25 protein-coding genes are annotated in these 22,362 nt (G+C 68.4%); 13 read left to right on the plus strand and 12 right to left on the minus strand.

The genetic code is table 11. The annotated features are described in order from the left end of the window. The first annotated feature begins 28 nt into the window (after window positions 1–28). Entirely contained in the window at window positions 29–514 is a 486-nt protein-coding gene (locus tag QNO21_RS08305; protein ID WP_257519212.1) for an Lrp/AsnC family transcriptional regulator, read from the plus strand. Window positions 515–523: 9 nt separating this feature from the next. Here the strand turns inward: QNO21_RS08305 and QNO21_RS08310 are convergent, their stop codons facing one another. The 4 genes from QNO21_RS08310 to QNO21_RS08325 all read right to left on the minus strand — a co-directional run bounded on the left by QNO21_RS08310 (window position 524) and on the right by QNO21_RS08325 (window position 5,292). Then, window positions 524–841, minus strand: coding sequence for a metal-sensitive transcriptional regulator (locus QNO21_RS08310; RefSeq protein WP_257519213.1), 318 nt, complete (start codon window positions 839–841; stop codon window positions 524–526). A 10-nt stretch (window positions 842–851) separates the two neighbouring features. Next, window positions 852–3,113, minus strand: a complete 2,262-nt coding sequence (locus QNO21_RS08315) for a heavy metal translocating P-type ATPase (RefSeq protein ID WP_257519214.1) — start codon at window positions 3,111–3,113, stop codon at window positions 852–854. 16 nt (window positions 3,114–3,129) lie between these two features. Continuing rightward, the gene (locus QNO21_RS08320) at window positions 3,130–3,339 is read right to left on the minus strand and encodes a heavy-metal-associated domain-containing protein (protein WP_257519215.1); all 210 of its coding nucleotides are present in this window, start codon (window positions 3,337–3,339) and stop codon (window positions 3,130–3,132) included. 258 nt (window positions 3,340–3,597) lie between these two features. Further along, on the minus strand, window positions 3,598–5,292 hold the full coding sequence (locus QNO21_RS08325; protein ID WP_257519216.1) for a long-chain-fatty-acid--CoA ligase: 1,695 nt from the start codon (window positions 5,290–5,292) through the stop codon (window positions 3,598–3,600). 174 nt (window positions 5,293–5,466) lie between these two features. Here QNO21_RS08325 and QNO21_RS08330 point away from each other — a divergent pair, with 174 nt between their 5' ends. The 5 genes from QNO21_RS08330 (at window position 5,467) to QNO21_RS08350 (ending at window position 9,786) form a co-directional block, all read left to right on the plus strand. Then, complete coding sequence (locus tag QNO21_RS08330; RefSeq protein WP_257519217.1) at window positions 5,467–6,186, plus strand: hypothetical protein; 720 nt, start codon at window positions 5,467–5,469, stop codon at window positions 6,184–6,186. Continuing rightward, window positions 6,164–6,577 (plus strand): phage holin family protein, encoded by a 414-nt coding sequence (locus QNO21_RS08335; RefSeq protein WP_257519218.1) that lies wholly within the window; start codon window positions 6,164–6,166, stop codon window positions 6,575–6,577. Before QNO21_RS08330 ends, QNO21_RS08335 begins: the two co-directional genes overlap by 23 nt. Beyond that, window positions 6,574–7,149, plus strand: coding sequence for a DUF3618 domain-containing protein (locus tag QNO21_RS08340; RefSeq protein ID WP_257519219.1), 576 nt, complete (start codon window positions 6,574–6,576; stop codon window positions 7,147–7,149). Before QNO21_RS08335 ends, QNO21_RS08340 begins: the two co-directional genes overlap by 4 nt. Window positions 7,150–7,374: 225 nt before the next feature. Then, the gene (ctaD, locus tag QNO21_RS08345) at window positions 7,375–9,069 is read left to right on the plus strand and encodes an aa3-type cytochrome oxidase subunit I (protein WP_374211411.1); all 1,695 of its coding nucleotides are present in this window, start codon (window positions 7,375–7,377) and stop codon (window positions 9,067–9,069) included. Window positions 9,070–9,093: 24 nt separating this feature from the next. Continuing rightward, window positions 9,094–9,786: a DUF1345 domain-containing protein gene (locus QNO21_RS08350; RefSeq protein ID WP_257519220.1), complete on the plus strand. Its 693-nt coding sequence runs from the start codon at window positions 9,094–9,096 to the stop codon at window positions 9,784–9,786. Between the two features lie 20 nt (window positions 9,787–9,806). On the opposite strand, the gene glsA is transcribed toward QNO21_RS08350, so the two are convergent. Continuing rightward, window positions 9,807–10,748 carry a glutaminase A gene (glsA, locus tag QNO21_RS08355; protein ID WP_257519221.1) on the minus strand — a complete coding sequence of 314 codons (942 nt, stop codon included), beginning with the start codon at window positions 10,746–10,748 and terminating at the stop codon, window positions 9,807–9,809. Between the two features lie 135 nt (window positions 10,749–10,883). Between glsA and QNO21_RS08360 the strand changes: the two genes are divergently transcribed. The 4 genes from QNO21_RS08360 (at window position 10,884) to QNO21_RS08375 (ending at window position 14,100) form a co-directional block, all read left to right on the plus strand. Continuing rightward, window positions 10,884–12,230: an APC family permease gene (locus QNO21_RS08360; RefSeq protein WP_257519222.1), complete on the plus strand. Its 1,347-nt coding sequence runs from the start codon at window positions 10,884–10,886 to the stop codon at window positions 12,228–12,230. A 58-nt stretch (window positions 12,231–12,288) separates the two neighbouring features. After that, on the plus strand, window positions 12,289–12,714 hold the full coding sequence (locus QNO21_RS08365; protein WP_257519223.1) for a GIY-YIG nuclease family protein: 426 nt from the start codon (window positions 12,289–12,291) through the stop codon (window positions 12,712–12,714). A 110-nt stretch (window positions 12,715–12,824) separates the two neighbouring features. Next, complete coding sequence (locus QNO21_RS08370) at window positions 12,825–13,097, plus strand: hypothetical protein (RefSeq protein WP_257519224.1); 273 nt, start codon at window positions 12,825–12,827, stop codon at window positions 13,095–13,097. 31 nt (window positions 13,098–13,128) lie between these two features. Beyond that, window positions 13,129–14,100: a squalene cyclase gene (locus QNO21_RS08375; RefSeq protein WP_257519225.1), complete on the plus strand. Its 972-nt coding sequence runs from the start codon at window positions 13,129–13,131 to the stop codon at window positions 14,098–14,100. Between the two features lie 39 nt (window positions 14,101–14,139). Here the strand turns inward: QNO21_RS08375 and QNO21_RS08380 are convergent, their stop codons facing one another. The 5 genes from QNO21_RS08380 to QNO21_RS08400 all read right to left on the minus strand — a co-directional run bounded on the left by QNO21_RS08380 (window position 14,140) and on the right by QNO21_RS08400 (window position 16,983). Beyond that, window positions 14,140–14,442: a hypothetical protein gene (locus QNO21_RS08380; RefSeq protein WP_257519226.1), complete on the minus strand. Its 303-nt coding sequence runs from the start codon at window positions 14,440–14,442 to the stop codon at window positions 14,140–14,142. Continuing rightward, window positions 14,417–15,028 (minus strand): hypothetical protein, encoded by a 612-nt coding sequence (locus QNO21_RS08385; RefSeq protein ID WP_257519227.1) that lies wholly within the window; start codon window positions 15,026–15,028, stop codon window positions 14,417–14,419. Before QNO21_RS08385 ends, QNO21_RS08380 begins: the two co-directional genes overlap by 26 nt. 304 nt (window positions 15,029–15,332) lie before the next feature. Continuing rightward, a complete protein-coding gene (locus QNO21_RS08390) occupies window positions 15,333–15,617 on the minus strand; it encodes a PLDc N-terminal domain-containing protein (protein ID WP_257519228.1) in 285 nt (94 codons plus the stop codon). A gap of 82 nt (window positions 15,618–15,699) precedes the next feature. Beyond that, a complete protein-coding gene (locus tag QNO21_RS08395) occupies window positions 15,700–16,281 on the minus strand; it encodes an IMPACT family protein (protein ID WP_257519229.1) in 582 nt (193 codons plus the stop codon). A 12-nt stretch (window positions 16,282–16,293) separates the two neighbouring features. Beyond that, window positions 16,294–16,983, minus strand: a complete 690-nt coding sequence (locus QNO21_RS08400) for an SDR family oxidoreductase (protein WP_257519230.1) — start codon at window positions 16,981–16,983, stop codon at window positions 16,294–16,296. A gap of 174 nt (window positions 16,984–17,157) precedes the next feature. On the opposite strand from QNO21_RS08400, the gene QNO21_RS08405 reads away from it, so the two are divergent. After that, a complete protein-coding gene (locus tag QNO21_RS08405; RefSeq protein WP_257519231.1) occupies window positions 17,158–18,090 on the plus strand; it encodes an oxygenase MpaB family protein in 933 nt (310 codons plus the stop codon). A 395-nt stretch (window positions 18,091–18,485) separates the two neighbouring features. Here QNO21_RS08405 and QNO21_RS08410 read toward each other — a convergent pair whose 3' ends face one another. Then, entirely contained in the window at window positions 18,486–19,961 is a 1,476-nt protein-coding gene (locus QNO21_RS08410) for an ApeA N-terminal domain 1-containing protein (protein WP_257519232.1), read from the minus strand. 412 nt (window positions 19,962–20,373) lie between these two features. On the opposite strand from QNO21_RS08410, the gene QNO21_RS08415 reads away from it, so the two are divergent. After that, window positions 20,374–20,928, plus strand: a complete 555-nt coding sequence (locus QNO21_RS08415; protein ID WP_257519233.1) for a P-loop nucleotide/nucleoside kinase family protein — start codon at window positions 20,374–20,376, stop codon at window positions 20,926–20,928. Between the two features lie 233 nt (window positions 20,929–21,161). Next, window positions 21,162–21,392 (plus strand): DUF2188 domain-containing protein, encoded by a 231-nt coding sequence (locus QNO21_RS08420; RefSeq protein ID WP_257519234.1) that lies wholly within the window; start codon window positions 21,162–21,164, stop codon window positions 21,390–21,392. A 297-nt stretch (window positions 21,393–21,689) separates the two neighbouring features. Here QNO21_RS08420 and QNO21_RS08425 read toward each other — a convergent pair whose 3' ends face one another. Next, entirely contained in the window at window positions 21,690–22,070 is a 381-nt protein-coding gene (locus tag QNO21_RS08425; RefSeq protein WP_257519235.1) for a hypothetical protein, read from the minus strand. Window positions 22,071–22,362 lie beyond the last annotated feature (292 nt).

Below are 22,362 nucleotides of genomic sequence, written 5' to 3' on the forward strand. Positions count from 1 at the left end.
CTCGGCACCCGTCAGGAAGGACGCACCGTTGGTCAGATCCCAACCCGACGTCGACGAGATCGACGACATCGACCGGGCGATCCTCGCCGAACTCAGCACACGGGCGGACGTCACCAACAAGGCGCTCGCCCACCGCCTGCACCTGGCGGAGTCCACCTGCGCCCACCGCGTGCGCATGCTGCGGCAGCGCGGGCTCATCGTCGACACCCGCGCCCGGGTCGACACCGCCGCGCTGGGCTTTCCCCTGCGGGCCATCGTCAACGTGCGCCTGGGCAGTCACACCAAGAGCGGCGTCACCGAGCTCTTCCAGGCGCTCACGGACATCCCCGGCGTCATCGAGGTCTTCCACGTCGCCGGCGAGGACGACTTCGTGCTGCACGTGGCCGCCGCCGACGCCCACGCGCTGCGGGACCTCGTGCTCGAGCACATCACGGTGCACCCGAGCGTGCGCTCCACAGAGACGCACCTGGTGTTCGATCGGCGCGACGGAGTGGGCGTGCTGCCGCGGGCCTGATCCTGCCGATCAGGAGCGAACGAGACGCGCGATGGCGGCCGTCGCCTCGGCGACCTTCGCGTCGGCTTCGTCACCGCCCAGGCGCGCGGCATCGACGACGCAGTGCTTCAGGTGATCTTCGAGCAGGCCAACGGCGACGGAATTGAGGGCGCTGGTCAGCGCGCTGATCTGCGTCAGGATGTCGATGCAGTACTTCTCGTCGTCGATCATCTTGTGCACGCCCCGGGCCTGGCCCTCGATGCGCTTGAGTCGCTTGAGGTACCTCTCCTTGTCGGTGATGTATCCGTGCACGTGGGCGTCGTGGGCGTCGTGTTCGACGGTGGTCATGACGGGTTCCTCACTTCGGATCGGCGGGTGCGGGCGAGAGCGGGCGAAAGCTGCGCAGCCGCAGGCTGTTCCCCACCACGAAGACGCTCGACAGCGCCATCGCCGCGCCCGCGAGCATGGGATTGAGCAGGCCGAACGCGGCCAGCGGGATGGCGGCGACGTTGTACGCGAAGGCCCAGAACAGGTTCGACTTGATGATGCGCAGGGTGCGGCGTGACAGGCGCACGGCGTCGGCCGCCGCAACGAGATCACCGCGGACGAGCGTGATGTCGGCTGCCTCCATCGCGGCATCCGTGCCCGTCCCCATGGCCATGCCGAGGTCGGCCTGCGCCAGTGCCGCGGCGTCGTTGACGCCGTCACCCACCATTGCAACCACCTTGCCCTCGGCCTGCAGTCGCGCGACCGTGGCCACCTTGTCGGCCGGCAGCACGTCGCCGATGACCTCGTCTATGCCGACTTCGGCGGCGATGTGCCGCGCGACGGCGGTGTTGTCTCCGGTGAGCAGCACAGGGGTCAGCCCCAGCCGTCGCAGCTGCGCGACGGCGGCGGCGCTCGTGGTCTTCGGACGGTCGGCCACCACCACGACCCCCCGCACGCGCCCATCCCACGCGACGAACACCGCGGTCTGGCCCCGCGAGAAGGCCGCTGCGGCAGCGGCCTGGACGTCATCTCCCGGGTGAAGCGCCCACTCGTCGAGCAGCCCGCTGCGGCCCACGACCACGGCATGCCCGTCGACGACGCCCGCCACCCCCGCGCCGGCGGAGCTGCGGAAGTCCTCCACGGCATCAAGACCGCCGACCCGCGCCGCGGCGGCGGCGATCGCCTGCGCGATCGGGTGCTCGCTGGCGTGCTCGACGGCGCCGGCCAGGCGCAGCACCTCGTCGGCATCCTCGCCCTCGGCTGCCACGACGTCGACGACGCTCATCTGACCGGTCGTGACGGTGCCGGTCTTGTCCAGCACGATCGTGTCGACGCGGCGGGTGGACTCGAGCACCTCGGGACCCTTGATGAGGATGCCGAGCTGAGCACCTCTGCCGGTGCCCACCAGCAGTGCCGTCGGCGTCGCGAGTCCCAGCGCGCAGGGGCAGGCGATGATCAGCACCGCCACGGCGGCGGTGAACGCCGAGCTCGCGGGGAACCCCGCGATGAGCCACCCCGCGAGCGCGGCGAGGGCGACGACGATGACGATGGGAACGAAGACGCCCGAGATGCGGTCGGCCAGTCGCTGCACGTCGGCCTTGCCGGACTGGGCCTGCTCGACCAGGCGGGCCATCTGCGCCAACCGGGTGTCCCCGCCCACGCGAGTGGCGCGGACGATCAGGCGGCCGCCGGCGTTGACGGTCGCGCCGGTAACGGCGTCCCCAGCGCCGACTTCCACGGGCAGGGACTCCCCCGTCAGCATCGACTCGTCCACGGCCGACGATCCGGCGATGACGACGCCGTCGGTGGCGATCTTCTCCCCCGGCCGCACGACGAACTCGTCACCGACCCGCAGGTCGCCGATGGCGATGCGGCCCTCCACGCCGTCGCGGAGCACGGTGACATCCTTCGCCCCGAGCTCCAGTAGGGCGCGCAGCGCCGCCCCGGCCTGCCGCTTGGCCCGCTTCTCGACGTAGCGCCCTGCGAGCACGAACATGGTCACGCCGGCTGCCACTTCGAGGTAGATGTCACCCGAAGCATCCGCGGTGCCGATCGTGAACGAGAACGGATGAGTCATGCCCGGCATGCCCGCCGTGCCGAAGAACAGCGCGTACAGCGACCATGCCAGGGCGGCGGAGGTGCCCAGGCTGATCAGGGTGTCCATCGTCGCGGCGCCGTGGCGCAGGTTGATCCACGCGGCGCGGTGGAATGGCCATGCCCCCCACACCACCACGGGGGCGGCGAGCACCAGCGACAGCCACTGCCAGTTGGGGAACTGCAGCGCCGGGATCATCGACATGAGGATCACCGGCACCGCGAGGGCGGTCGACACCAGCAGACGGTGACGCAGGTTCGCCAGCTCCGGATCCGTGTCGCCTGCGTCGCGCTCGGTCTCCTGTGGCGGCGCCGGCAGCGCCGCGGTGTAGCCGGTGCGCTCCACCTCGGCGATCAGCGTGGCCGCCGCGAGGCCCGCGGGACCGGTGACCAGGGCCTTCTCGGTGGCGTAGTTGACCGTGGCCGACACGCCGTCGAGACGGTTGAGCTTCTTCTCGATGCGGGCGGCGCACGACGCGCAGGTCATGCCGCCGATCTCGAGCTCGAAGCGGGTCTGGTCAGCGCCGAGGGTCGTCATCGTGGGTCGTCCTCCCTCAGGCGCGGGAGGCGGCGTACCCGGCCTCGTCGACGGCGGCGATCACATCGGCGTCCGAGACAGGAGCGCCCGCCGACACCACGAGCCGACCGGTCTGCGCGCTCACCTGCACGTCGTCGACGCCCGAGATCTTCGCGACCTCGCTGCGCACTGCCGCCTCGCAGTGGCCGCACGTCATTCCCGTCACCTGGTACTCGCTCGTCGTCATGATCGCTCCTCGTCGCATCCTGGATACCCCCTCGGGGTATAGCCAGTATACAACCGGATGCCGCCGGGAGGCCGGTCGCAGGGCGTACCAGAAGCGGGGGTGCGCGTCAAGGTCCAGCCGGGCGGGAAGTGCCCGCGTAGCGTTGATCCCGTCAGTTCGAGAGACCCCGGTTGAGGCGTTGATGTTCGGGTCATCAGCGCCTCCCGGCCTCAGCTGCAGGCCCCGGTGGGAAGGCTTCCCGCCGGGGCCATAATTCTCTCAGCCGGCCAGCATCTGCTCCCGCACCTCGCGTCGCAGCACCTTGCCGATGAGGGAGCGTGGCAGGTCGTCCATCTGGACGATGCGCTTGGGCACTTTGTACGCGGCCAGCCGGGTGCGGCAGTAGTCCCGCAGGCCCTCGACGTCGAGTGTCGCGCCGTCGCGAAGCACCACGGCCGCGGCGACCTCCTCGCCGCCGTGCGGGCGCGGCATGGCGACGACGGCCGCAGCCTCGATGTCGGGATGGGACTGCAGCGTGTCTTCCACCTCAGTGGGCGAGACGTTGAACCCGCCGGTGATGATCAGCTCCTTGAGCCGGTCGACGATCGTCACGAAGCCGTCGGCCGACACCGACGCGATGTCGCCGGTGCGCAGCCACCCGCCGTCGATCAGCGCGGCGGCCGACTCCTGCGGACGACCCCAGTAGCCCTGGAACACCTGAGGGCCACGCACGAGCAGCTCGCCGGACTCCCCCAGCGGCCGGTCCGTTTCCGGATCTTCCGGGTCGACGACCCGGATCTCGGTGCTGGGGAACGGCACCCCCACCGTGCCGGGGCGCCTGCTGTGCCCCATCGGGTTGCCCACAGCGACGGGTGAGGATTCCGTCATCCCGTACCCCTCGACCAGCAGGCCGCCGGTGGCCTCCTCCCAGCGGCTCACCGTCGCCACCGGCAGGCTCATCGCCCCCGAAATCGAGAAGCGCACCGTGGACAGGTCGATGGTGCCTCGCTCAGCGGCGCGGGAGAGCAGGTCGTAGATCGGGGGCACCCCCGGAAGGAAGGTCGGCGGGCTCTTGCGCGCGGCATCGGTCATCAGTCCGATGTCCACCTTCGGGAAGAGCACCAGCTTCGCCCCCATGCTCATGGCGAAGGTGAGGCAGAGTGTCATGCCGTACGCGTGGAACAGCGGCAGCACCCCGTAGAACGTCTCCTCACCGTCCACCAGGCCCGGCACCCAGGCACGACCCTGCATGGCGTTGGCGCGAAGGTTCGCGTGGGTGAGGATCGCCCCCTTCGGAGAGCCCGTGGTTCCGCTGGTGTACTGCAGCACCGCGATGTCCTCGACCGCCGGACCGGGGACGCGCGACGACACCCGACGGTGGTCGAGCAGCTGGTCCCACCGGTAGGGGTGGCGGAGCTTGGGGGTCGTGGTCATCTGGGCGCGCAACGTGCGGGCCTTCGGAATCGGCAGCGCCAGTGCGACGCGCTTGGCGAGGGGCAGCGACGTGGTCATGTCGACGCTCACGATGCGGCCGGGACGGACGTCCTTCGGGAAGTCCGCGACCGTGTCCAGAACCTTGTCCCAGACGATCGCGACCGATGCGCCATGGTCCTCGAACTGGTGACGCAGCTCACGCGCGGTGTACAGCGGGTTGTGCTCGACCACGATCGCACCCAGGCGCAGCACGGCGTAGAACGCCACGACGTGCTGCGGGCAGTTCGGCAGCACCAGCGCCACCCTGTCGCCCTTTTTCACCCCCAGGCGCCGCAGCCCTTCGGCGGCGCGCCCGATCTGCTCCCCCAGCTGCCCGTAGGTCGTCACCGCGCCGAAGAATTCCAGGGCAGGACGGCGCGCGTGGGTCTTCACGCTGGCCTCGAGCATCTGCGTGAGCGTCTGCGTCGGTTCATCGATGTCGGCGGGGACGCCCGGGGCGTAGGCGGCGAGCCAGGGGCGGGAGTCGAAGGGGTTGGGCATGACTCCATTTTCGCCTATCGGCACTGCTCGTCTCGTCCAGGGACCCGTAGGTTGACACGCGCGTTCACCCGTGCGATGCACTAATCACTGGATCCCGCAAGGCCCTTAGCCGCGCCGATGGGGCCGCGTAAGAAAGGGGGATGCCGGAGAACTCCCGGCCTGAAAGGGGCAACCATGTCACAGAGTTATGGGTCGGGCACGCCGACCACGACGGGTGCCGCCACCGGCGGCGCATCAGGCAAGGTCGACACCGCCAAGGCGGAGGCGAGCGACCTGAAGGACACGACTGTCTCGAAGGCGACGGATGTCGCGAGCACGGTCAAGAGTGAAGCTTCCACCGTCCTGGGAGAGGCCGGCACCCAGGCCAAGCAGCTGTACGCGCAGACACAGCGCGAGCTGAAGGAGCAGGCGGGCACGCAGCAGCAGCGCCTCGCGTCGGGCCTGCGGTCCGTGAGCTCCGAACTGGAGTCGATGTCGACCAGCGGCGACCAGCACGGAGTCGCAGCCGACCTCGTGCACCAGGCAGCCGACCGCATCTCGAGTGCCGCATCGTGGCTCGGTGATCGCGACCCGGGCTCGGTCCTCAACGAGGTGAAGAGCTACGCGCGGCGCAAGCCCGGCATGTTCATCGCCGGCGCCGCCATCGCGGGAGTCGTCGTCGGTCGCCTCACGCGCGCCCTCGCGGCGAACGCCTCGGACGAGAAGTCCGCGCAGGCCTCGATGCCCGCAGTCCCCGCGACGCCTGCACCCGCAGTCGTGAGCACGACCGCACCCGTTCCGCCGGCACACGTTGCCGCACCGATGGACGCGCCGCTGTACGAGCAGTCCACGGGGACGCAGACGCCCGGCCTGCCCGGAGAAGGTGAGCAGGATGTCCGACGCCACACCATCTGAGCAGAAAGCGGCGACCACGTCGCTCGGCGACCTGCTGGGCGAGGTGACCCGCGACATCTCCACGCTGATGCGCCAGGAGGTCGCCCTGGCGAAGGCTGAACTCAAGGAGTCCGCGACCCGCACCGCCAAGGGAGCCGGCCTGCTGGGCGGTGCCGGCTACGCGGCGCTGATGGCGGTGTTCTTCCTCTCGTTCGCCCTGTGGTGGGCGTTGGGAACGCTGGTCGGCGGCGGCTGGTCCGGCGTCATCGTGGCCGTGCTGTGGGGCGTCATCGCGGCGATCCTCTACGTGATCGGCCGCAACAAGATGAAGGAAGTCGAGGGCGCTCCCCAGACCGTGGAGACCCTCAAGGAGATCCCCGAAACGCTGAAGAGGAATGAGGAGAACCGATGAGTGATTCCCCGGATCAGATCCGCGCCGACATCGAGCGGACGCGTGAGGAGCTCGGCGGCGACGTCGACGCGCTGGCCGACAAGGTGACGCCGTCGAAGATCGTCGATCGCCAGAAAGACAAGGTGCGCAGCGCCGTCGGATCGGTGCGCGAGCGCATCATGGGCGCAGCCGACGACACCGGTTCGGCCATGTCGGGCGCCGGCTCGTCCGCCATGGGCCACGTCGGCGACGCCAAGGACCGCGTTGTGGCGAAGGCGGAGGGCAACCCCCTCGCCGTCGGACTCATCGCCTTCGGTGCCGGCCTGCTCGCAGCGTCGCTCGTCCCGGCGTCATCGCGCGAGAAGCAGATGGCCTCCGATGTGAAGGATGCCGCCCAGCCGCTCATGGACGAAGCGAGCAACCTCGCGAAGGAAGTGGGCGCGAACCTCAAGGAGCCCGCCCAGGAAGCAGCCACCGCGGTGAAGGATGCCGCGAGCGAGTCGGTCGACGCCGTCAAGGCCGAGACGCAGTCCGCCGCCGCAGACGTCAAGGACCAGGCGCAGCACAGCCGGGAGAACGTCTCGGGCAGCTGAGCCGACAGGTGAGAGGGCGGGGGTCGCGTTTGCGGCCCCCGCCCTCTCGCTGTCCGGATGTCGTTGGGTTATACGTCACGGTCCGGATGCGCGCAATCCCGTTCCGGCATCGCCGGGCTCGGTCTTACCGTTCCCCCAGCGCCGGCTCGCCCGTCAGCGCGGGAAGGAGCCATCGTGTCGCAGACCACGCGTCCACCCGACACCCTGCCGCCCCGTCAGGCCGCCCTGCTTGCCGCCACGCGCGTCGAGCAGAAGGGGAACCTGCTGGTGCGGTGGATCACCTCCACCGACCACAAGACCATCGGGTACATGTACCTGATCGCCTCGGTGCTGTTCTTCCTGCTCGGCGGCGTGATGGCACTGATCATCCGCGCCGAGCTGTTCGAGCCGGGCATGCAGATCGTGCCGACGCGGGAGCAGTACAACCAGCTGTTCACGATGCACGGCACGATCATGCTGCTGCTGTTCGCGACCCCCTTGTTCGCAGGCTTCGCCAACGCCATCATGCCGCTGCAGATCGGCGCTCCCGACGTCGCCTTCCCCCGGCTCAACGCCTTCTCTTTCTGGCTCTTCCTCTTCGGCTCGCTGATCGCGCTGTCGGGCTTCCTCACGCCGCAGGGTGCGGCATCGTTCGGGTGGACCGCGTATCAGCCCCTGGCGAGCGAGACCTTCACTCCGGGCGCCGGCGGCAACCTGTGGATGCTGGGCCTGGGCATGAGTGGTTTCGGCACGATCCTGGGTGCGGTGAACTTCGTGACGACCGTGATCACGATGCGCGCGCCGGGTATGACGATGTGGCGCATGCCGATCTTCACGTGGAACACCCTGATCACGAGCATCCTGATCCTGCTGGCGTTCCCGGTGCTGGCCGCGGCGATCCTGTCGGCGGCGTCGGACCGCATCCTCGGCTCGCACATCTTCGACCCGCAGAACGGCGGCGTGCTGCTGTGGCAGCACCTGTTCTGGTTCTTCGGTCACCCTGAGGTGTACATCATCGCGCTGCCGTTCTTCGGCATCGTGTCGGAGATCTTCCCGGTGTTCAGCCGCAAGCCGATCTTCGGGTACAAGACGCTGGTGTACGCCACGATCGCGATCGCGGCTTTGTCGGTGGCGGTGTGGGCGCACCACATGTATGTCACCGGGGCGGTGCTGCTGCCGTTCTTCGCACTGATGACGATGCTGATCGCGGTGCCGACAGGGGTGAAGATCTTCAACTGGATCGGCACCATGTGGCGGGGATCACTCACCTTCGAAACTCCCATGGTGTTCGCTCTCGGGTTCCTGGTGTCGTTCGTGTTCGGTGGTCTGACCGGCGTGATCCTGGCGTCGCCGCCGCTTGACTTCCACCTGTCTGACTCGTACTTCGTGGTGGCGCACTTCCACTACGTGGTGTTCGGCACGGTCGTGTTCGCGATGTTCGCCGGGTTCTACTTCTGGTGGCCGAAGTGGACGGGCCGCATGCTCAACGAGCGTCTCGGCTACGTGCACTTCTGGATGCTGTTCATCGGCTTCCACATGACCTTCCTCGTGCAGCACTGGCTGGGTGTCGACGGCATGCCGCGACGGTACGCGGAGTACTCCGCCTTCGATGAATGGACCTGGGAGAACCAGGTCTCCACAGTCGGTGCGATGATCCTCGGCGCCTCGATGATCCCGTTCTTCCTCAACGTCTGGATCACGGCGCGCAAGGCACCGAAGGTGACCGTCAACGACCCGTGGGGTTACGGCGGTTCGCTGGAGTGGGTGACCAGCTGCCCGCCGCCGCGGCACAACTTCACCTCGATCCCGCGCATCCGCAGCGAGCGCCCGGCATTCGACGTCAACCATCCCGAGGCCGGTGTGCCGGTCGGAGTCGGACCCGCGCGCGATGCGCCCGACGCACCGGTGGAAGAGGCCGACGGCGAGGTGACACGGGAGTGACCGGACGGTTTCTAGACTTGTCGCGTGCAGGCAGCCCGATACGTCAGTGACACCGCCAGAGCGAACTGGAGCTCACTGCTCTCCGCGATCGTGGGTGTGGCCCTTGCCCTCTCGGTGGCAGCGGTCAAGGGCCGCATCGATCCGCTGACCGTCGGGGTCGAGATCTACCTGTTCGCGTGGCCGTCCTTCGGGGTGATCTACCTCGTCTGGACGCACGCCGCCTACAGCGGTGACGGGATCGCCGCACGCGCACGCCGCGAGCGGGAGCTGCAGCGACGCTGGTGGTGGTCGCTGATCGGCTACGGCGGTGCGTCCAGCTGGACGCTCACCGCCGCGCTCGGCGCCGTGGTGGTGACGGTCATCGTCGCCCAGACGCCGGCCTACCGCGGCGACGTGCTGTACGTCGCCTTGGGTCTGCTGTGCGTGGCATCCTCCTGGGCGCTGATGGTGTATTCCTTCGCGCTGCAGTACCTGCGACTGCAGGCCGGCGCCGACGACGACACCCACATCGGGTTCGAGGTGCCCGGCCCGACGCGGTTCGGCGACTACCTCAACCTGACCATTCTGCTGTCGACCATGGCGGCGACGGTGTCGGCGACGATCCGCACGCGGGAAGCCTGGTCGGTGGTGCGCACGAACGTGCTGTTCGCCTTCACCTTCAACTCAGTGATCGTGGCGATGGTCGTCTCGCTGCTGCTCGGAGGCCTCGCCGGCTGAGCGGGCGGGGACGCTGGCCCTCAGCGTTGCGGGACACGCCCGAACACGTGCAGACCCAGGTCGGCGCTCAGTCGCTCACTGATGAGGGCGCCGCGCACGCTGGTGCCCTGCTCGTCCAGGGGCGGGCTGATCACTGCGGCGCCGAGGACCCCCGGAGCCGACAGCACGATGGCCCCGGACACACTGGACTTGGCCGGCACGCCGACCCGACGCATCCAGCGCCCGGAGCCGTCGTACACGCCGCACGTCGCCATCACCGACACGACGTCGCGCGCCACCTCACGCGGGACCACACGTTCGCCGGTGAGGGGGTTCACTCCCCCGCAGGCGAGGGTCGCGCCCATCACCGCAAGGGTGCGGGCATCCACCAGCATGGCGCACGCGCGGGCGTACACCGCCACGGCGTCGTCGGCGCTCGCCTGCAGCGTGCCCTCGGCGCGCATGAGGTGCGCCAGCGCATGATTTCGGTCGCCGAGCAGGTGCTCGTTGTGGGCGACGTCCTCGTCGACCTCGAGCGGCTTGCCCGCGAACGCCGAAAGCCCGCGGAGAATGCGCTCGTCACGGTCGGCAGCGGTGTCGCCGTCGACCAGCGACGCCGTCAGCAGGGCGCCCGCGTTGACCATCGGGTTCGGCGGGCGCCCGGTTCCGCTTTCGAGCTTGATCGCGTCGAATGCCTCGCCCGTCGGCTCGATGCCGATGCGATCGAGCGCCTCACCGCCGGTGTCGCAGAGGGCGAGCGCGAAGAGGAACGGTTTGACGGCGGACTGCACGCTGCAGGGCAGGTCGGCCTGCGCGCTCTCATGGACGGTGCCGTCGGCGAGCACCAGCGCGATGGCGCAGAGGTCCGGGTCCGCCTCAGCGAGCTCGGGGATGCTGTCGTTCACCTCGCCGCTGTGGTGCTCGCGCATTTCGTCGCGCAGCGCGTCGAGGTCGTAGGTGCGGGGGTCGCGGGGTCCGCTCATCGGTCCAGCCTCCCATGAAGCCGCGCCGTTCCCGATGCCCTGCAGCGCGTGGGCCGAGAAGGCCGACAGGATAAGACACGGGCGGCATCTGCAATAGGGATTGCGCAGGATTCGTTCCGGCAGTGAAGTGGTGCGATGAGCAGAGAAATCGCAGCGATCACGCCCACGGCGCCGATCGGTTTGAAACGAGCGGTGGGCACGCCCCTGCTCTTCGCGTTCATCGTCGGCGACACGCTCGGTGCCGGCATCTACACGCTCGTCGGCTCGATGGCCGCGGACGTGGGTGGCGTCATCTGGCTGCCGCTGCTGCTCGCGCTCGTCGTCGCCCTGCTCACCGCGGGCACGTATGCGGAGCTGATCACGAAGTACCCGCATGCGGGCGGCGCGGCCCGGTACATCGACCGCGCGTTCGGCAAACCGTATGTGTCGTTCCTCGTCGGGTTCCTGATGATGGCATCGGGAATCACGACCGCGGCCGCCCTGGCGAACGCCTTCGCCGGCGACTACCTCAGTGCTCTCATCGACGTGCCGCAGGTCCCCGCGGCGATCGTGTTCATCGCGGTGCTCACCCTCATCAACCTCAGGGGGGTGCGGGAGTCCCTCGGTGCGAACCTGGTCGCCTCGGTGATCGAGGTGAGCGGCCTGGTCATCGTGATCGTCGTCTGCGCCATCGTCTTCGGCAACGGCGACGGGGACCCGGCACGCATCTTCGAGTTCGCCCCCGACGTCCCCCCGGTGCAGGGTGCATTCGCGGCATCCATCATCGCTTTCTTCTCGTTCCTCGGCTTCGAGGCTGCGGCGAACATGGCCGAAGAGGTCAAGAATCCGTCGAGGGCCTACCCGCGGGCACTGTTCGGCGCCATCATCACCGCCGCCGTGGTCTACCTGCTCATCGCGATCGGCGCGGTGATCGTGCTGCCGCCCGAGGAACTGGCCACGTCCACCGGCCCCCTCCTCGACGTCGTCGCCGCCAGCGGTGTCGGCATCCCCGCGTGGCTGTTCGGACTCATCGCGTTGGTGGCCATCGCGAACGGCGCCCTGCTCTTCATGGTGATGGCCAGTCGCGTCACCTACGGCCTGGCCGAGGCGGGCCTGCTGCCGCACGCGTTCGCCCGCGTGCTGCCCAACCGCCGCACGCCGTGGGTGTCGATCCTCGTGGTCGCCGGCATCACGATGGCCCTCACCCTGGTGGGAGATGTCTCCACCCTGGCCGAGACGACGGTGCTGCTGCTTCTGCTGGTGTTCCTCTCGGCCAATGTCAGCGTGCTGGCACTGAAGAAGGACAAGGTCGATCACCGTCACTTCTCGGTGCCGCGGTTCATCCCCGTTCTCGGGATCCTCGCGTGCCTCGTGCTGCTGGCCCAGCAGTCGTGGACGGTCTGGCTGGGGTCGCTGGCGTACGTCGCGGTGGGCTCCGTGCTCTTCTTCGTCGCCCGCTACGGCCGCAAGCGCGGCGACAGGAAGCTCCAGGCGCGCGCCTGAGGCGCCCGTGGGATAAGCCGCCGCGGGCATGTCGGTGCCGGCGCGTAGGGTCGACCGCGTGGTGAGACGCGATGGCCTGCCGGGCCCGTGCCACCTCTGCGGCGGCTCCCACGGTGCCCGGTGCGACGGCGGGTGGGTCTGCGCCGATTGCGGGTGGCGGTACGGCGACGTGCCCGACCCCGACCTTCCGCTCCCCCGCATCGACGTCGTGTACTACCTGCGCTTCGACGCACGGGTCAAAATCGGCACGAGCGCCCAGCCGCGCCGACGCCTCGCAGCGATCTGGCACGATGAGCTGCTCGCATTCGAACGCGGCGGTCGCGCCGTGGAGCAGCAACGGCATCGGGAGTTCGCCCCACTTCGCGAGGGCGGCGAGTGGTTCACCCTCACCGACCCGCTGACCACGCACGTGGCGCGGCTGCGCGCCGACGGAGACCCGTGGCAGCTCTACGCACGCTGGCTCAGCGCGGCCCTGCGGGGCTGATCGCGCCAGCGGTCGATGGCGTATCGAACGCAAGATCCAACGTCAACCCTCTGCGCGATTCCGGAACCGCGGACAGGCTGGTCGCACCGCAAAAGAGCGAAGGGATCATCGTGACGACCGAGGTCATGCCGCACGCACAGCAGCGACTGTCCCTCCCGCCCGTCGCGCCGCGCTCGTCGCGACTGCAGTGGCATCCCGTCACCGCGGATCGCTTCGAGGTCACGCTGCGCGGCGCCACCGTCGGCTTCATCGAGATCGTCGGCTCGGTCTACGTCAGCCTGGCCGGACCCCGCTACGCCCGTGCCGTCGAGGTGGCCCAGTCCCTGGTGTGGACCGACGCCCTCGTCGCCCTGGATCCCGGGCGCACGCGCGGGGGACGGTGACGCCAGGGCTGGACGGGTCTATCGTTCCGGCATGACCACTGATCCGGCCGTTCTGGGCTGGCTGCTCGACTCGGACCCCGCCGTGCGATGGCAGGTCGAGCGCGACCTGCTCGGAGCTCCGCCCGAGCACTGGGAGCGCACGCGAGCACGGGTGGCGACCGAGGGCTTCGGCGCCCGGCTGCTCGGCCTGCAGGATGCCGACGGGCAGTGGGCCGGCGGCGCGTTCTTCCCTGCGGGGTTCTTCGACAGCGACGAACCACAGCAGCCCGGCCAACCCTGGGTCGCCACCAACTGGGCCCTGAAGGACCTGCGGGAGTGGGGCCTGGATGCCGCCGCGCTCGGCGACACCGCCGAGCGCCTCGCCGCGAACAGTCGCTGGGACTACAACGACCTGCCGTACTGGGAGGGTGAGGTCGACATCTGCATCAACTCCTATACCCTCGCCGCCGGCGCATGGCTCGGAGTGGACATGACGCCGCTTGCGCGGTGGTTCGTCGACCATCGCCTGGCCGACGGCGGTTGGAACTGCGAGGCCGAGGAGGGCCACTCGGTGCGCTCGTCCTTCCACTCCACGCTCAACGCGGCACGCGGACTGCTCGCCTACGAGAGATCCACCGGCGACACCTCGGTGCAGGCCGCCCGCCACGGCGGCGAGGAGTACCTGCTCCAGCGGCGCCTGCTGTACCGGCTCAGCACGGGCGAGCCGGTGGGCGACTTCACCACGCGCTTCGTCGCCCCCTCCCGCCACCGCTACAGCGCCCTCACGGCGCTGGACCACTTCCGCGACGTCGCACTGCATGAGGGCGGCGCGCCCGACCCCCGCCTCGCGGATGCCGTGGCGGTCGTGCGCGACGTCCGCCAGCCGGACGGCACGTGGCTGCAGACCACTCCCCTGGCCGGCCGCACCTGGTTCGCCGTGGATGCCGGTGAGGGCGAGCCGTCGAAATGGCTCACCCTCGCCGGCACCCGCGTCCTGGACTGGTGGGATGCCGCTGCCGCCTGACCGGCCGCGCTGTGGCATCCGATCTTCCCCGCTCGGCGGTCAGCGGTCCCGCCACAGCTCCCAGGTGCGTTCTGCGATGCGTCGGTAGCGTCGGCGCGGGCCGGCGGTATCGTGGCCGAACCAGATGACGAACTCCTCGTGGACGATGGTCAGCGTGTCTTCCAGCGAGACGGCGGCATCCATCCTCGCGGCGATCGTCTGCGCCTCGGGTCGGTACTCGTCGATGTTCACGCCGTCGCAGCAGATATGGAGCGGGTCCTCCTCGAACAGCAATCGTTCGAGAGCCTGGCCCGCCGTACGTCGGGCGCGCTCGCCCTCAGGCACGGGAGGGTTCGCGGGCATCCCGTCCGTCGAGCATGATCGGCAGGCCGTCAACCTGCGACAGCGCCTGCGCGCGGTTCCTGCGCGCCGCCTGCGCGTGGTCCGCGATGTCGGCAAGCACTTCGTCGGAGTACTCGCCCTTGGCGGCGGCGGCGACGACAGCCGCGTTCGCCCGGTTCTGCAGGGCGAAGAACATCGGCTTGTTCTGCATCGACCGGTCCACCCACTGCGGGCGGTCGAACACCTTCCCCATCTGGATGGTGCCCTCATCGATCCACATCGACGCGTAGACCTCCGCCGCACCGAGGGCGGCCTGCGTGCCGAGGTCGGCGTCGACCGGAGTGTCGAGCAGCGTGCGCACTTCGCGCTGCAGGTAGGGGACGATCGGGGCGACCGCCGCGGCGTCGGCCTCGCTCACGGACTTGGCCTCGCTGGCGCGTTCGAGCACCTGGCCGACCAGGTCGAGGCGAGACGTCAGCTCTTCCCGCAGGGCCGGGTCCATCTCCCGTCCGTCGCGCATGGCGAGGGAGTTGTGGAAGACCATCAGCCGCTGCAGGTTGGCGAACATCAGGATCAGCGCATTGAAGCGGTGTTCGTCGGGCGTCATCGTCCGACGCTATCGGATGCCGGCGCACACGGCTTCGCCGACCGGCGTCCGGGCAAAGAGAAAGCCCCGACCGTTACCACGCGGCCGGGGCGAGACGGATGAGAAATCCGCCTATCGATGTCTACTGTACGCCACTTCCACGGCGCTGCGCGCCACGGGTGGGGCGGCGGCCGCCGTCAGCCGTGCGCCAACTCCTCAAGAACGGGCGCGGATGGGCCGGAAACGGCCCGAGAGCAGCCGGATCCGCGCGGTATTGAGGAGTTACAGACGCGCGGGAGTCAGCCCGCCAGTGTGCGCGGACGCCTCAGCGCTTGTGACGGATGCCGGCGAGGAAGTACGCCGCCGGGCCGATCCAGTTGATCAGGATCACCGGCACCCAGACGGGCTTCGGGCCGCGCACGTCGTCGCCGTCCCGCCACGCCAGGTCCCAGAACGCCAGGAAGGCGAAGGCCACCTGCACCACACCCAGCAGCCCCAGCGCCACCTTGCCGAACCCCCGCGCTACCGTGGCGACTTGCACCGCCTCCTTGGCGACTCCCAGCGCCTCCTTGGCGCGGTCAGGCAGTTGCACGTCCGTCTTCTTGGCCATCTTGATCTCCCCCGGTCGGCGAGCGGCTCCGCTCCCGACCCACGCTAGCCCTTGGGTGGTCATCGCGCCTCCCTGCGGCCGTTCAGGCCCACTCGGCCCGGCCCTGGCAGACGTCATCGACCTGGCTGCGCAGGCTTTCCGCACGGTCCTCGGGCACCTCCAGGGTCAGCTCGACGTCGACACCATGCTGCACCTGCTCGAGCACTGCCCCGTGCGCGTCGAGCTCGCGGCGCACGGCGCCCTCGAACGCGTACGGCACGGTCACCTGCAACACCCGCGTGCGGATCAGCGGCACGCGCTCGGCGCCGAGGAGCGCCTGCGCCACGGCATCCGTGTATGCGCGGACGAGTCCTCCGGCGCCCAGCTTCACCCCGCCGAAGTAGCGCACGACGGTCGCGAGCACGCCCTCGAGCTCCTGGTGCCGCAGCACCTCGAGCATCGGGCGGCCGGCCGTTCCGCTCGGTTCGCCGTCATCGTTGGCGGCGGAGTGCCCGCCCGCCATGAGCGCCCAGCAGATGTGGCGGGCATCCGGATGCTCAGCCCACAGCTCCTGCACGCGGGCCACGGCCTGCTCGCGCCCGGCCACCGGTTCGACGCACCCCAGGAAGCGGCTCTTCTTGATGACGAGTTCGCTGTGGACGGGCCCGGCGAGGGTGAACGGCATGGGCAGCCGGCGTCAGACGCCCGGTCGGATCGTCAGGTCCGGGATCTGCGCGTCCCGCGGCAGGTCGAGCACGGTGAGGATGCTCGTGACGACCGAACCCGCATCGATGAAGGCGGCGGGGTCGTAATCCCGCCCCTCCTGCTCGTGCACGCGCTCCTGCATCGCCGTGGCAGTCCGCCCGGGGTACACCGACGACACCCGCACGCCGTGCGCGGCCTCCTCAGCGCGCAGGCTGTCGGCGAGCGCCTTGAGCCCGTGCTTGGATGCCGCGTAGGCCGCCCACTCGGGCGCCGCACGCAGACCCGCGCCGGAGTTCACGAACACCACCTGACCCTTAGCCGCGCGCAGCGCCGGCAGCAGCAGCCGGGTCAGCTCCGCCGGGGCCACGAGGTTCACGTCGAGCTGCGACGACCATGCATCGACGGAGAGTTCGGCGACCGGGCCGAGGTCGACCACGCCCGCGACGTGGAGCACCGAGTCCAGCCGGGTGGGGAGCTCCTGCGCGGCGAGCGCGGCGGCCAGCTCGCCCGGAGCCGAGAGGTCGGCGACGACGGTGCGTGCTGCGGGGAACCATTCGCCGAGCTCCGCCGCGCGTGCCTCACTGCGGGCGAGCAGGATGAGATCGTCCCCGCGCGCATGCAGACGCGCCGCGAGGGCAGCGCCGATGCCGGAGCCGGCGCCGGTGAGGAAGTGCACAGACATACTGTCATCGTCCCACGGCGACGGACCACGGCAGGGACTGGGTGCACCGGCGCACCCGACGTAGCATCGGCATCCACCTCTCGACGGGAGCCGTCTCGAAAAGCACGATGTCGGCTGGTTCATTCGCGCCATTCGTTGGGTGCACACCTCACTGCGCCGTGACACGCTTGAACGGTGACTCGGATTCCCTTGCGCGCGCGGCTTCTTTCGGCGCTGGCCGGCGATCCGGATGGCGCGCCCTCGTGGGTGCGGGCTCTGGCTGAAGGCGACGATCGCGGCTACTTCGCCGACGGCGGCGCCGTCTGGACGGTGCACTCCGGCACGGCGACCTTCGTCGCGGGTATCCGGGCCCTCCTCATCCAGGCGCTGCACCCGGGCGCGATGGCGGGCGTCCACGACTTCTCGCGTTATCGGGAAGATCCCATCGGACGCCTCACGGGCACGGTGCGCTGGATCATCTGCGTCACCTACGGCTCAACCGAGCAGGCATACGCCGAAACGGCACGCGTGGGTCGTCTTCATCGAAGGGTTGCCGGCACCTACTCGACGGATGCCGGTCCCCGCACGTACTCGGCGTCAGACGCGGCGCTTGTGGAATGGGTCCACCTCGCCTTCACCGAGGCATTTCTCGGCGCCCACCAGCGCTGGGGCGGCCCGATCCCCGGCGGTGCCGACGCGTACGTGCGCGAATGGGCGCAGGCCGGTCGGCTGATGCACGTCGCCGATCCGCCCGAGACCGAAGCCGCTCTGCGGTCGCGGATGGATGCGTACCTCGACCGCGGCGAGCTGGTCTATGACGCGCGCGTCGCCGAGGTCGTTCGATTCCTCCGTGACGTCCCCTTCACCGGATCGATGCGACTCGCCTACCGCGTGCTCTTCGCCGCTGCTGTCGCGAGCCTTCCCGGGCGGTATCGCAAGCTCCTCGGTCTCCGGCGCACACCTCTCCCGGTGGTCACCGCGACGCGGATCGTGCTCGCGGTCTCGTCCCGGGCCCTCGGATCAGGTCCGCGCGCCCAAGACTTCGCCCGACAACGACACCGGCGCTTGCAGCACGCAATGATTGCAGATGAGTCGGCGATCCCATCCGCGGCGGATGACGGATCATGAAGTTGTGATTGGTCGCCGAGCTACCCCGCACGGGTGAACAGCGACGGCCAGCAGGTGATCCGAAATCTGGAGACCCGGTGCCGGCAGAGCATCCTCTTGCGGGCACTGCGCGAAGTGGGAAAGAGGGATACGAGCGTGACGCCGTGTGATCGACGTCCCTCTTCGAGTTCTACGTCCGATGGGGCGCGGATCGGGGCAGGACCGGGACGACTCACGGAGCAGGCGACGAGGCGCCGCTCGTGCGCTTCTACGACGACTGGAACGGGAAGTCCGGCAAGCCCCGCTCGACGCAGGTCACGCGCCATGTCGTGTCCCCACAAGCTGGGCCCGGACCAGGTGAGCGAACGCAACTGCGTCATCACGGTCGTGCTGATCAGTTAGCTGCAGGGGACGGTCTATGAGCTGGATCGCGGAAGCGAAGGGTCGACGGCATGATCAGCCTGGTCGGCGGGCTCCTCCACGGCCGTGGACACCCACGTCCCTTCATCGTCCCCGATACGCGCATGGTTTGCTTCGAACTGTTGCTGCACTGTCCACAGCTCCGAGCCCGCCCGATACCTGGCGAGTAATTCGCCCGCCGAGCCGGTCAGGTAGGCGGCGAGCAGCCGCACTACGAGCTCGTTGACGGTGCTGACGAGATAGGTCTCAACGTGATCCGGGAATGCCCCGTTGTCAGCGTGCTTGACGCGCTTGTAGTTGTTCGAGATCGCGCGAGCCAGTCCCACCTGGCTGTGGATGTAGTCGCCCCACTGGACGCCGAGTAGCTCCAAACAGCGGTACACGTAGGTGGCCATCGTCGGGCGCCCCCGTCCACGGTCGTAGGTGGCATCTTCGTCTGGGCGCGGGCCGATCAGCTGGCCTGCCGCCTCGAGCGCCATCGAGGTCGACATGACGACGTCCTCGGTGAAGCGCTGCCGTCGTCCGATCACCGCGACGGCGGGCAGGATGAAGCGATCCCACTGGTCGTACCTCTCGGCCCAGCGGGTGAGCCCCTCCGCGCCGATCTCTTGTAGCACTAGCAGTGGCTGTCCGAGCTTCTCCTCGGTCGGGATGGGTTGCGTTCGTTCGCGCACGGTTCGGGCGCTGATCAACTCGATGAACGGATGGTCATAGACCTCGCCCCCCATCAAGCGCGCCGGAATTGACTCGTCCTGCACCCGATGCTCGCGAATCGATAGCGCCGTCCCGAACACGAAGACTAGAAGGTGCGCAACCTTTCTCAGCTCGACGAGGTGGTCGAAGAACGGACGGGCCTCCGCCCACCCGGACTCGATCACGACGTTGTCCGCTACGACATGCGATCGCTCGTAGCCGTCACTGGTTTCGCTCGACGTCCACGTCGTGCGGATACGCATCCTGGCCTCTCCTTGAGCCCACTCGACAGGCTCGGGACTCTCCACCGTGATGTCGACGCCGGTGGAACGTCCGTCCTGGTCCCGTCGCGACTCGGACTCCACTGCACTTAGCCGCGACCACCGATTCAGCCCATCCATCCGACTCCGGCATGTCTTTACGGTCAGCCGATCGGAGAGAGCGCCGTCGCGTTCGAAGAGCAGGGTTTCCTGCGGCGCGATCCGTCCACTACCGATCCGCGAACCCGCCGCCGCCGAATGCCCTGCCCAGCGGCACCCATAGAGCATGACGGCGCCGTCGCGCGTACGAAGTAGCAGGTTCTCCTGCGGCTTCATCCGCCGAAACCAATCGTCGACGTGCGCGAACTGATCGACCTCGAACCCAGGAAGGTAGGGGATCTCCACCTCGACGCCGGTTTGGCTGAGGCGAAGCGTCGCTCCCACGTAGGGGGTCGCTTCGACGCCGTCGACGAGGAGGCCCGCGAGGCTGTCGCCGAAGTCGAGGTGTTCAACGCTCACATGGAGCTCCGTTCTGGTCGCATTCGATGAGCCAGTCACAAGGGGCAGAGCTGCCCTTCCGATAGCAGAGACTGTACCGATCGCCCCCGACGCGACCGCACGTCCGGGGTCAGCAACTACATGCAGCAGCGGAGTGTTGATTTCGGTCGGGAGTCGCTGTAGCTCGGACGTGAACGTCAACACCATCGCTAGCCCTGGGCGCGGTGCCGCAGCGCATTTCCGTCTAGCGTCTGATCTCAGCCACGTTGGAGGCAATCGCTCGAAGCGCGTGAACGATGTTCTTCGTCTGGGCTTCGGGCGACGTGCCGTTCGCCGTTGATCCGTATACGGGCATCGTTCGAAAGGCGGACCGTCGCGTGCAATCCGGATCCTTCTGTGCCACACAATCCCCTCTGCCCGCTAGCCTGACCAAATGCTGGGGTGGAAGTGGAAGGCGACCAATCAGGTGTCACTGATCTTGATGTGCGGCCTCTCTTTCTCGGGGAAGAGCACTTTTGCCGTGCTACTGGCTGACGAGCTTCGCGCCGACCTCATCAGCTTGGACGCGATCAACGCCGAGCGCGGATTGTACGGCGGCCAAGGCATCCCGGTCGAGGAGTGGGCGCGCACCAACGAGACCGCTCAGACGCGCGCTGCTGAAGCGCTACGAGCGGGACGAGATGTGGTGATTGATGACACGGGTTCACCTCGATTCATCAGGGACGGGTGGAGGGCGGTCGCTGCAGCAACGCAAGCCGCGTTCTCGATTGTCTGGGTCCAGATCGACCCCGCGCGTCAGAGGAAGCGTCTTCTCGCCAATCGCGCGGACGGGAAACGTCACGACGTCGTAGACGACGTGTTGGATTCGCACGTAGCCAACTTCGAAGCCCCGCTGACCGAGGATCCCTTCATCGTCGACGCCGACGACACCGCGAGGCCGCAGATCGCGGTAACGATTGCAAACAGCATCCGCGAACGCGCACAATGACCGGTCCCTCGCCGGGCGTTTCGTGTGCGTCTATCGCTCCGCGCTGACCGGGCGGCTCCCTGCGATGTACAGCGCGGGGCTCGCTCTCTCCGATGCGCATGTCTTCACGGACGTCACCTCAGCGAACCCATAGGAAATCGGTAAGAGAACCTGAGCGGGTCGTGTCTTGCCCGTGCCTCGTTCGACCCGCGATCTAGCGTGCTAGTCCACCGACAAAGAGAGGAGGTGATGACATGCCGAATTCGTATCACGTGACGCCGCAGGGCGATCAGTGGGCAGCACAGAAGGCAGGCGGTGCGCGAGCATCGTCTATGCACGACACGCAGGCCGACGCGATTGCCGCTGCACGCGGATACCTGGGCAACCAGGGCGGCGGTGAGCTGAACGTTCACGGCCGTAACGGCGCGATCCGCGCAAAGGACACGATCGCGCCGGGTAACGATCCGCGCGATATCAAGGGCTGATGCCCGGCGTCAGCCGCGTGGGCGGGGAAGCTCACGGCTGACTATGGAAGGCGTTAGGTCGGCGACCTGTTGGCCGCCGACCTAACGTCCCCGACCTGATGTTGCCCAACAAGTTCAAGTCAGCAGGTTGGTTGGGGCCCGCTAGGCCGCGGGCCGCATGCGTCGGTCGTGATCAATAGATTGCGAGGCGCGCGTCTTGACTATGTCAGGTCGCCCGTAAGTCGCTCCATGAGCGCGACAGGTGCAGTCGCGTAACCGGATCCCATGCAAGCCCCGGAGTGGGGCGCCTCGTAGGTGCTAGAGGTTCACGCCTGACAACCCCGACCAGGCAAAGGCTGGAATCCACGCGACCAGCACGTGCGCGATGAGTGTCATCGCCAGCAGCAGAAGAACCGCTACGAAGCTGACGAATCGAGAGATTCGTGGCCGAACGAGGGTCACCACAATGGAAAGAACTGCGATCGTCATGATCGCGAGTGTGGGAAGAAAGGCAGCCTGAATGCGCTGAGACGTGAAGCAGTTGCGCGGGCCCGGCAGAGAGAGCGCGCAGACTTCCGGGGCGAACGGAACAGCGATCAGCCAAATGGCCGCGGCGGAGGCAAGTGCGGTGAGTCCGATGGTTGCGACTGCCGGCCACGAGACCACGCGTGCGGTCAGGACACCGGGTTTCTTGGTCACAGCTTGAGCGTAGCGGCCGCGACGAGCCTAGTAGCCGCTGCCCGCGAGCCGGTCCGTGATCGAGTGCTTCGTTAGGAATCGTCTCGCCCGCGCGGTGCCTGGCATCGGTCCCTGCTCCGAGCACCGCATAGCGGCTTAGCGGGTGCTTCGTGAAGCTGAGAACTGGCCCTGCCGATGGTGACACGCCCGAGGGTCCAATCGCAGTGTCGGTGGTCGCACGTAGAATCTCAGTGTGATTTCACGTTCATAACGCCATCGGTGCGAGCCAATCTCAAACCGGGATTGGAGCGAC

Source organism: Microbacterium sp. zg-Y818, from assembly GCF_030246905.1.
GTDB lineage: Bacteria > Actinomycetota > Actinomycetes > Actinomycetales > Microbacteriaceae > Microbacterium.

Coding starts and splice junctions, on each gene's coding strand:
- QNO21_RS08310 (WP_257519213.1), bottom strand. CDS start 841: ATGACCACCGTCGAACACGACGCCCACGACGCCCACGTGCACGGATAC.
- QNO21_RS08315 (WP_257519214.1), bottom strand. CDS start 3,113: ATGACGACCCTCGGCGCTGACCAGACCCGCTTCGAGCTCGAGATCGGC.
- QNO21_RS08320 (WP_257519215.1), bottom strand. CDS start 3,339: ATGACGACGAGCGAGTACCAGGTGACGGGAATGACGTGCGGCCACTGC.
- QNO21_RS08325 (WP_257519216.1), bottom strand. CDS start 5,292: ATGCCCAACCCCTTCGACTCCCGCCCCTGGCTCGCCGCCTACGCCCCG.
- QNO21_RS08330 (WP_257519217.1), top strand. CDS start 5,467: ATGTCACAGAGTTATGGGTCGGGCACGCCGACCACGACGGGTGCCGCC.
- QNO21_RS08335 (WP_257519218.1), top strand. CDS start 6,164: ATGTCCGACGCCACACCATCTGAGCAGAAAGCGGCGACCACGTCGCTC.
- QNO21_RS08340 (WP_257519219.1), top strand. CDS start 6,574: ATGAGTGATTCCCCGGATCAGATCCGCGCCGACATCGAGCGGACGCGT.
- glsA (WP_257519221.1), bottom strand. CDS start 10,748: ATGAGCGGACCCCGCGACCCCCGCACCTACGACCTCGACGCGCTGCGC.
- QNO21_RS08360 (WP_257519222.1), top strand. CDS start 10,884: ATGAGCAGAGAAATCGCAGCGATCACGCCCACGGCGCCGATCGGTTTG.
- QNO21_RS08375 (WP_257519225.1), top strand. CDS start 13,129: ATGACCACTGATCCGGCCGTTCTGGGCTGGCTGCTCGACTCGGACCCC.
- QNO21_RS08380 (WP_257519226.1), bottom strand. CDS start 14,442: ATGCCCGCGAACCCTCCCGTGCCTGAGGGCGAGCGCGCCCGACGTACG.
- QNO21_RS08385 (WP_257519227.1), bottom strand. CDS start 15,028: ATGACGCCCGACGAACACCGCTTCAATGCGCTGATCCTGATGTTCGCC.
- QNO21_RS08390 (WP_257519228.1), bottom strand. CDS start 15,617: ATGGCCAAGAAGACGGACGTGCAACTGCCTGACCGCGCCAAGGAGGCG.
- QNO21_RS08395 (WP_257519229.1), bottom strand. CDS start 16,281: ATGCCGTTCACCCTCGCCGGGCCCGTCCACAGCGAACTCGTCATCAAG.
- QNO21_RS08400 (WP_257519230.1), bottom strand. CDS start 16,983: ATGTCTGTGCACTTCCTCACCGGCGCCGGCTCCGGCATCGGCGCTGCC.
- QNO21_RS08415 (WP_257519233.1), top strand. CDS start 20,374: ATGCTGGGGTGGAAGTGGAAGGCGACCAATCAGGTGTCACTGATCTTG.
- QNO21_RS08420 (WP_257519234.1), top strand. CDS start 21,162: ATGCCGAATTCGTATCACGTGACGCCGCAGGGCGATCAGTGGGCAGCA.